An 8,637-nucleotide genomic window follows, 5' to 3' on the forward strand; every position below is an offset into this window, starting at 1 on the left:
GGCCAGGCGCGACCGGAGCGGGGGCGGGGGTGGCCGGCAGCCGCCGAGCCGGGGCGGCGACCGGCGGCGCGGGCGATAGCAGGGGATAGGGCGAGACCGGCGACGACGGCACCGACGATGGCGGCGGTGGCGCGGGCGGATCAGACGGGACGAGCCCCACGGTGCCACCGGCGTCGGGCTGCGACGGCACCGCGGTCGCCGGATCGCGCGGGGCATGCTGGGCGGGCGCTGGGCGCCGGCCTGACTGACCGCCCTCCGCGGATCCTCTGCGCAGCCGTCTCGCCGATTTCCGCGGCTGGGCTCCCGCCGTCCCCGGCGGCCTGGTCAGGCTGGTGGCGTCCGCACCGCCCATCAGGACGGCCCGCAGCGCGTCGGCGCTCGGGCGTTGGGCCGGGTCCTTACACATCGCGCGCGTGACGAGTTCGCGCAGGTCGTCCGGGATGCCGGTGAGGCGTGGCTCGTCGTGGATGATCCGGTAGAGGATCACGTCGGTGGGCCCGTCGCCCCAGGCCGAATGGCCGGTCCCGGCGAAGATGATGACACTGCCCCAGGCGAACACGTCCACGGACGAGGTGACAGGCTCGTCGACTATCTGCTCAGGAGCCATGTAACCGGGCGTGCCGATCGGCTGCGCGCCGACATGGCTGATATTGGTCAGGATGTTCGACGAGCGGGCGAGCCCGAAATCGATCACCTTGGGGCCGACTGGTGACAGCAGCACGTTGGACGGTGTCAGGTCCCGGTGGATGATGCCGGCGTTGTGGATGGCGCTCAGCGCGGTCGCGACGCTCAGCGCGAGGTGCTCAAGGTCGGCGGGCCGCAGCGGGCCGCGGGCGCTGACCATTTTCGACAGGGTCGGTCCCTCGACGTACTCGGTTACCAGGTAGGGCTGGGGGCCGTCGGGGTCGGCATCCAGTACCGCTGCGGTCGCGAAGCGCTTCACCTTGCGGGCGCTTTCCGCCTCGCGCCGGAAGCGGGCGCGGAACTCGGGGTGCTCGGCGAGATCCGGGCGTATTACCTTGATCGCTACCCACTGGCTGTCCTGGCGGGAGGCATCGTGCTGGGTGGGATCCTGGTGGGAGGCGAGGAAGACAGCGCCCATCCCACCCTGCCCGAGGCGGCCGGCGATGCGATAGGGCCCGAGCTGGCGAGGGTCCTCCGGACGAAGCGGGGCCACGACATTGCCCGACACGGGCGGTGGCGTCGTTCCCGGCACGGCCGCACCCCCCGGAAACGCTCCGATTCCTATTGCTTCGATTGTGCCGCCACGGTACGCCACGCCCATGTCGGGACGTCCGCAGCCTCGTGGAAGCTCAGCCGGGCACGCTGCCATCCGTGAGCCCACTCGGCATGATTATGTTACCGAGAGCGGCCAGCCGCGCGGGAACAGTCCGGTAGTAGGACCACACACCGCGCTTGTCGCGGGTGAGCAGGCCGGCGTCGACGAGCACCTTGAGATGGTGGCTGATGGTGGGCTGAGTCAGGCCCAGCGGTTCGGTCAGTTCACACACGCACGCTTCGCCGCCGGCATGGGCATAGATCAGTGAGAGCAGCCGCAGCCGGGTCGGGTCGCCCATGGCCTTCAGGACGCCGGCAAGCTGGGCGGCCGCCTCGGCGGACAGCGGCTCGCGGGCAAGCGGCGTGCGGCATGCCCAGTCCTCGTTCGCCAGTGCCTCCGGTCCGGAACGGGCATGGGTCGTGGCCATCATTGCAGCATGCCTCGATTATTGACAGCCGTCTATGAGCGCCTGGCAACAGGGGTATCAGGGGCTACCCGGGGAGCATGCGTGCCGGGCGCATCACGACCTCGGTGACGGTGGTGCGAATGGGCAGAGCGAGCACCACTGTCACCATTTCGGCCACGTCTTGTGGCGCCATGAGCGTGTCCGGCACCCAGGACGGGCCGCCGGCCTGGACTACCCGGCGCTGCATGGGGGTCGCTGTCCGGCCGGGGAGCATCGTGCACACCCGGACGCCCGCGTCGGCGACTTCCGCGCGCAGGCTGTCGGCGATGGCCCGCAGCGCGTGCTTGGTGGCGGCGTACTGGCTGATGTTCGGGCTGGCGGTGATGCCCTGGGTCGAGTTGACGAAGATGATGTCTCCGCCTGAGCGCCGGCCGGCGTCGAGGAGTTCCGGGAGCAGGAGCTGGGTGAGGGCGTAGGGGGCACGGACGTTCACCGCGTACTGGTGGTCGAGGTCGCTGATGTCCGCTTCTGCCACGGGCGAGCGCTGGTAGGCACCGGCTGAATGGATCATGATGGACAGGCTGCCGGGCAGCTGGCGGACGGCCTCGGCGAGCTCGGCTCGGGCGTCGGTGTCGGTGATGTCAGCCGGGTGGAGATGTATGTCGACCTCACGGCGGTCCGCAGCCGCGGCCAACTCGTCCAGAGCCCGTCGGTTCCGGCCGGTCGCGACGACCGACGCCCCCGCGACGGCGAGCCGCACGGCGATGGCGCGCCCGATCCCGCTGGATGCTCCGGTTACCAGCGCCGTGCGACCGACCAGCTCCGGTTGCCGCTTCGCGGTCATGCGCCGACGAGGTGGTCCGGAAGGAGACCCAGGAGGCGGTCCGGAACGAGACAAAGTCCCGCCCGCATGGTGGCGAGAGATCGAGTGTCTTGGTCGGCTACGGGCACAGCCGGCCATGGTACGCCCGATGCGTCATCGTCTCGGGATCAGGCTTTGGTGAACACAAGCCCAACTTCCATGATTCCGTTGTCCTCGGTTTTGATCTCGCTGAAACTCGGATTGTTGATATTGTAATCGGCGAACACGACCGGGATCTGCCCGCTGATCAGGATTTGCGTGCCCGACCGCTGTGTGGTGAGTGGGATTGTGACTGACTTGGTGACGCCGTGCAGGGTGAGGTCACCGGTTGCCTGGTAGGTCTTCTTCTCGCCGGCACCGGGCACCGAGCCAAGGTCGATCGGTTTGGTCAGTTTGAAGCTGGCTGTCGGGTACTTCGACGTCTCCATGATCCGTCCACGGAACTGGTTGTCACGTTGTGACTGGTCGCTGGCGACGGTGGTCATGTCCGCGGTGAACTCGGCGGTGGGAACGGTCGTTCCAGAAATGATCATTTGTCCGGTGACGCCTGAGGTCCGGCCGACCGCGGTGGTGCTTTGCCCGAACAGGACTTCTTTGACACGGTACCCGGCCTGCGACCCGCTGGTGATTTTCCAGGTGCCGTCAACTGATCCGCTGGTGGTTCCGGTGGTTCCGGTGGTTCCGGTGGTTCCGGTGGTTCCGCCGCCCGCACCGCTCGCCTGCGTGTCAACGGACAGCTCGGCCGGGGGCGTGCTTTCGATGAAATTGATGTAGACAAACGGCCCGCCGACCAGGAGGGCGACCGCGATGATCCCACCAATGATCAGCCCCTTCAGCCAGCGGGGACGTTTTTTTCCAGGCTGTGTCGGTTGGCCGGTGCCCTGCGTGGTGTCAGCTGCCATGAATGACTCCTCGTAGCCGGACAGTAAAAAAAGGTCGGGATAATTCCTTTATAGCCGATTTTTTGTGTGCCGACTAATGACGTGGAGTAGATGCCGTGGGGGCAGCGTCAGGAAAGTCCGAACCGATGGACAGGTGTGGTCTGTGTCGGCACGGGGCGCAGGCGGGTTGTACGCCACCGCGGCCAGAAGGTTCGCGCGGGCTGCTGGCGGGTCAGGCCGGGGGCATGCCCATGGCACGCAGATCGGCCTGCATCTGCTCGATTTCGGCTGCCTGGTTGATGACCATCGCGCGGGCCAGCGCTCGCACGTCGGGCTCCTCGGCGCGGGCCGCGGCCTCCTGCGCCATCGTGATCCCGCCGCGGTGATGGCGGATCATGAGGGTGAGAAAGAGGGCGTCCAGTTCCCGCCCGGACGCCCCGGCCAGCTGGCCCAGCTCCGTGCTGGTGGCCATGCCAGGCATGCGCACGTAGTCCGTGGCGGCCCCGCCATGTCCGGAGCTGTCATGGTCCAGGTGCACGGACCGCATCCAGCGCATCGGTGGGTCGGTCGAGACCTGCGGCAGGCCCCACTGGGTCAGCCACGCCGACATGATGCCGATCTCCCGCTGCTGGGTGAGGGCGACGTCCGCGGCGACGCCTCGTTGGGTCGCGTCGGCACCGCCGCGGAACTCGACCATCGCCAGCTGGACAGCCTGAGCATGATGCGCGGACATGTCGCGGGCGAACCCCGCGTCCACGGAGCCCTCGCCGGGGGTCCGGTCAATGATTCCCCGCAGGCCCGCGCCAGCCGCCAGCAGCGCGACCACCAGGGCGAGCGCCAGCGGCACCCAGCGGGACGCTCGGCGTAACCTCATCGTCCGGTCAGCGTCACCACCACTGTCACCGGGGCCACTGCCCGTGCCGCTGCCTTCGCTGGCCCTGTCGCCGCTGGCCATGCTGCGTTCAGACCTGCATCCGCGAGTTGAACACGAACGTCCGCTTGCCCACCTGGACCCGGGTACCGGGGACGAGCGGAGCGGGCTCGTGCGGGTTCAGCGGTGTCCACACGGTCGCCTCGGGCGGGGCGATGTAGGTGCCGTTCGCTGAGCCCTGGTCCGCGATGACCGCGTCCCATCCACTGAGCGTGATGATCGCATGGACGCGGGACACCGCGCTCTCGCCGTCCTCGACCATCAGCGGACGCGCCCGGCCCGCCCGCACGGCTTCGTCCCGGTCGGGCTGCCTACCGATCACCAGGTCCTTGTCGACGTCGATGGCCGTGCCATCGTCGAAGACGATTATCCCGATTGTCGGCCGGGGGCCCCAGACCGGGTTCCCGGTCTGTTGGGCCAGGGACAATCCGCATTCTGTGCAGTACGGCGCGGCGGGGTGATTGAAGTGGCTGTTGGCGCAGAGGATCCCCTCGACCTGAGCTTCGGACTGGCCGGGCAGCATGGTCGGAGCGTCCTGGTCGTCGAACAGGTCGGCGACGTCGAGACCGCGGCCGGGCAGCTCCGTCAGCGCCTCGCTCTCGGTGTCCTCCATCCGGGCCGCTGAGTCACGTCCGGCGAGTTCGGCCGGTGGTTCGTCATCGGCGGACGTGAGAGCGGCGAAGTCCGCGGCCTGCGTGGGCTGGCCCGCTGCCCGCCAGCGCGCCGCATTGTCGATGTCCTGGCTGTTCAGCGGTGCCAGCGCTGGTGGCGCCGTGGACATTGACGACAGCGACTGCGGCCCGGCGCCGGGGGACGCGCCCGCCGCCGGCTCGCCGCCCGCTGTCGGGATCGGTGCCGCCGAGGTCATCGGGTCGCGTGGCCCGCCGATCTCGGCCAGGAACTCCTCCTCAGCGCCCCTGGGTACGACCGCCGCCGGGGAGTCGGAGGCCACCAGCGTCGCCCCGATGCCGGGTACGGCACCGATCCGCAGGTCCAGCGGGAAAGCGTCACCTCTCGGGTCGCTTGTCACGCCATCGGCGCCGACGATGCCGGCGGGCCCGAGCGTGCCCACCGGCCCGATGTCGAGACGAGCGACCTCGGCGGGCAGCAGGCGGTCCACCCAGGTGGCGGATTCGGCTCCGGACAGCGCGAGCGGGGTCGGTCCGTGGGCGGCCAGTTCCATCGAACCGTGGATCAGCGCGGCCAACCGGTCGCCCACCCCAGCCACCAGGGTGAAGTCGGGCACAGCCTCTGGGTCGGCGTCCGCGAGCAGCCCAGCGACCCGGCGTACCAGCCGGCGGCCGGTACTCGACGCCGGCCCCGAGTCACTGGCCACCTCAGCGCATAGTGCCAGTAGCGTCTTGGCCACCTCGTGTGTTTCGGGACGCCCCATCCGGGCGACGACAAGGACCCCCGGCAGACGGACCACCACCCCGGCATCCGCTCCGCGTCCGGTCACCACCTCGACCCGGAAACGGTCAAGTCCCGCCATCGTCGCGCCCCTCGTCCATCGTCCCTGCATCGTCTTCAGCCCAGCGCTGGTGAGCCGGATGTACCCACCCATCCTGCCGGTGGATCGGGCCACCCGTCAGCAACATGTCGGCTTCCAGCCGACACACGGACGCCTGACGGCTCCTATGCCCGTCGGCGACGCCTCGCCGTGGAGATCGTTCTAGCCGAGCGCCCGGTCCAGGTGGACGGCGGCGCTGATCAGGGCGAGATGCGTGAACGCCTGCGGGAAGTTCCCCAACGCCTCTCCGGACGGCCCGATCTCCTCGGCGTACAGGCCGACGTGGTTGGCGTAGGTGAGCATCTTCTCGAACACCAGCCGGGCCTCGGTGACCCGGCCCGCGCGGGTGAGGGCCTCGACGTACCAGAAGGAGCACAGGTTGAACGTGCCTTCGTCCCCGTGCAGACCGTCGCTGCCGTCGGTGGCGTAGCGGCGTACCAGGCTGTCGCTGACGAGGTCCTCACCGACGCGGTCGAGAGTTGACAGGAAACGCGGATCGGTGGGTCCGGAGAACTTCACCAGCGGCATGCACAGCAGCGAGGCGTCCAGCCTGGATGATCCGGGATGTTCCATATACGCGCCGCGGACCGGGTCCCAGGCCGCGTTCTGGACAAAACGGTAGGCGCGGCCGGCGTAGTCCTTCCATTCGTTCGTCGGGCCGGGCAGGCCGCGCTGGCGGGATATGCGGCACGCACGTTCAAAGGCCACCCAGGTCATCAATGCTGAATAGGTGAAGCGCTGCCGGCCGCCGCGGGTCTCCCAGATGCCTTCGTCCGGTTCCTCCCAGTGTTTGGCGAGCCAGTCGAGCTGACGGGAAAGCGCCTCCCACAGCTGGAAGGAAATGGGCGCGGCGAGCTTGTTGTACAGGTAGACCGAGTCCATGAGCTCGCCGTAGATGTCCAGCTGGAGCTGGCCGGCGGCGCCGTTGCCGATCCGGACCGGCCGCGAGCCACGGTAGCCGTCCAGGTGCTCGAGCACGATCTCGTCAAGATTGGCATTGCCGTCCACGCTGTACAGGACGTGCAGGCCGTTATCTGCCGGGGCTTCGTGGCAGCGCTGTTCCAGCCAGTCCATGAAGGCGGCGGCCTCGTCGGTGAACCCGAGCGTCATCAGCGCGTATATGGTGAACGCGGCGTCGCGGATCCAGGTGTAACGATAATCCCAGTTGCGGATGCCGCCGAGTTCTTCCGGCAGCGATGTGGTCGGCGCGGCGACCAGTGCACCGGTCGGCCGGTACACCAGCAGTTTGAGAACGAGCGCTGAGCGGTTCACCATTTCCCGCCAGCGGCCGTGATACCGGCTGCGGCGCAGCCAGTTCTGCCAGTAGACCAGGGTGCGGTTGAACAGGTGGTCCGCCTCGCCTGCCACGAGCGGTCGGATGGGGGTGTTCCATTCCAGGACGACATCCGCGCTTTCTCCGGTGTCCAGCGTGAATGTCGAGGTGACACCCTCTCCGTCGGGCACAAGAGGTACACAGGTGCGTAGCGTGAGGGTACCGACAGGGGAGTCGAACACCGCTCCCTGACCGTCGACGATTGTCACTGTGTGTGGTGTGCGTCCGTAGTCGAAGCGTGGGTGGCAGCGCAGCGAGAACGCGGCTCGCCCGCGGACGGCCCGAGCCTGGCGGACGATTACGTGCGGTGCTTCGGTGACGTCGCTGTCGACCGGGACCATGAAGTCGACGACCTCCCCGACGGCCTGCGGCGCGAGGAAACGGGTCATCGCCACGTTGGAGTCCGGTAGGTAGAGCTGCTTGGTGCGGGAGCCGGGACAGTGGATGCGGAATGCTCCGCCGCGTTCGGCGTCGAGCAGGCTGGCGAACACCGAGGGGCTGTCGAAGCGCTCTGGGCAGTACCAGTCGATGGTGCCGTTGGTCGCGATGAGTGCTACCGTGCGCAAATCGCCGATGACCGCGTGTTCCTCGATGGGGGGATAGTCGGTGTCGCGCATGGGTGGCCTCCGGGTGAGCGCCAACGGATCGTTCGTTCCAGCCGCTCCGCGAACGTACGCCCGGCCAGGGGATTGCGGGCATCAACTCCGTGAAGTGTCGGGTGATGCATGGCCGGGCATCCGGCGCCGGAGGCGTTCGGATCTGTGACCACGTGTGTGTCCAGGCCCTATGGCCGGCTGGCGTCGGCGGGCGCCCGTGTCGGCCGCCACCCATATCACTCTACGATCACGTTATGCCGGCGCAGAGACCAGCGGCACCCGATGGCCGAGGCGGTCTCGTCATGTTCGCCAGGGGAGATCGGGTATCTCCAGTAGATGATCTTGGTGGTGGAGTCTGGTCGCGCTGCGGAACCGTGCTGGCGGTACACACCGCACCGCGCTGTGGGCCAGGGGCGGGTGACGACAGGGTGCGGGTCGAGACGGTCGGCTGGGTACCGCCAAGCGCGGCCCGCGCGACGGTTCTCTGGGACGACGGCACGGCCGAGGTCATCGCGGAGGATCGGCTTTTCATGATTTATGATCAACAGGAGCCGATCGGCATCCGCGTCGTGACCGTCGCGATGCCGGCGCCCATCGACGTCGTCGAGCACGGTGGGCACGTCGTGCTATTGCTGCGCGAGGGGCTGCTGCCCCCGGACGAGGTCCAGTACCTCCGGGACAAACTGCGCAGAGTTCGTGCGTCACTTGCGCCGGAAAGCTCCGACGGTCGTTCGCCGACGGAAATCCGTCGGCGCGACCTCGAACTGCTCCGGGCGCTTATCGCCCAGTTGACCGGCTAGCCCCAAATTTCCGCTTCGCGAAAATTTGGGGACCCCGAG

General features: G+C 68.3%; 8 protein-coding genes. 1 reads left to right on the forward strand and 7 read right to left on the reverse strand.

Annotated features, from left to right (window positions below):
• The 7 genes from MJ797_RS18740 to MJ797_RS18770 form a co-directional block, all read right to left on the reverse strand.
• Window positions 1-1,216 (reverse strand): serine/threonine-protein kinase (locus MJ797_RS18740; RefSeq protein ID WP_239336927.1); only part of this gene is annotated, 1,216 nt, incomplete at its 3' end.
• Window positions 1,217-1,313: 97 nt separating this feature from the next.
• Window positions 1,314-1,709 (reverse strand): metalloregulator ArsR/SmtB family transcription factor, encoded by a 396-nt coding sequence (locus MJ797_RS18745; protein ID WP_239336930.1) that lies wholly within the window; start codon window positions 1,707-1,709, stop codon window positions 1,314-1,316.
• Between the two features lie 61 nt (window positions 1,710-1,770).
• Window positions 1,771-2,529, reverse strand: a complete 759-nt coding sequence (locus tag MJ797_RS18750; protein ID WP_239336933.1) for an SDR family oxidoreductase — start codon at window positions 2,527-2,529, stop codon at window positions 1,771-1,773.
• Window positions 2,530-2,675: 146 nt separating this feature from the next.
• Window positions 2,676-3,449, reverse strand: coding sequence for a YceI family protein (locus MJ797_RS18755; protein WP_239336936.1), 774 nt, complete (start codon window positions 3,447-3,449; stop codon window positions 2,676-2,678).
• A gap of 211 nt (window positions 3,450-3,660) precedes the next feature.
• Complete coding sequence (locus MJ797_RS18760) at window positions 3,661-4,383, reverse strand: DUF305 domain-containing protein (RefSeq protein ID WP_239336939.1); 723 nt, start codon at window positions 4,381-4,383, stop codon at window positions 3,661-3,663.
• Between the two features lie 7 nt (window positions 4,384-4,390).
• A complete protein-coding gene (locus MJ797_RS18765) occupies window positions 4,391-5,851 on the reverse strand; it encodes an FHA domain-containing protein (RefSeq protein WP_239336941.1) in 1,461 nt (486 codons plus the stop codon).
• 180 nt (window positions 5,852-6,031) lie between these two features.
• Window positions 6,032-7,819 (reverse strand): glycoside hydrolase family 15 protein, encoded by a 1,788-nt coding sequence (locus tag MJ797_RS18770; protein ID WP_239336943.1) that lies wholly within the window; start codon window positions 7,817-7,819, stop codon window positions 6,032-6,034.
• A gap of 407 nt (window positions 7,820-8,226) precedes the next feature.
• Here MJ797_RS18770 and MJ797_RS18775 point away from each other — a divergent pair, with 407 nt between their 5' ends.
• Complete coding sequence (locus MJ797_RS18775; protein WP_239336945.1) at window positions 8,227-8,598, forward strand: hypothetical protein; 372 nt, start codon at window positions 8,227-8,229, stop codon at window positions 8,596-8,598.
• The last annotated feature ends 39 nt before the right edge of the window (window positions 8,599-8,637 follow it).

This window comes from Protofrankia sp. CiP3, from assembly GCF_917627345.1.
Classification (GTDB): domain Bacteria; phylum Actinomycetota; class Actinomycetes; order Frankiales; family Frankiaceae; genus Protofrankia.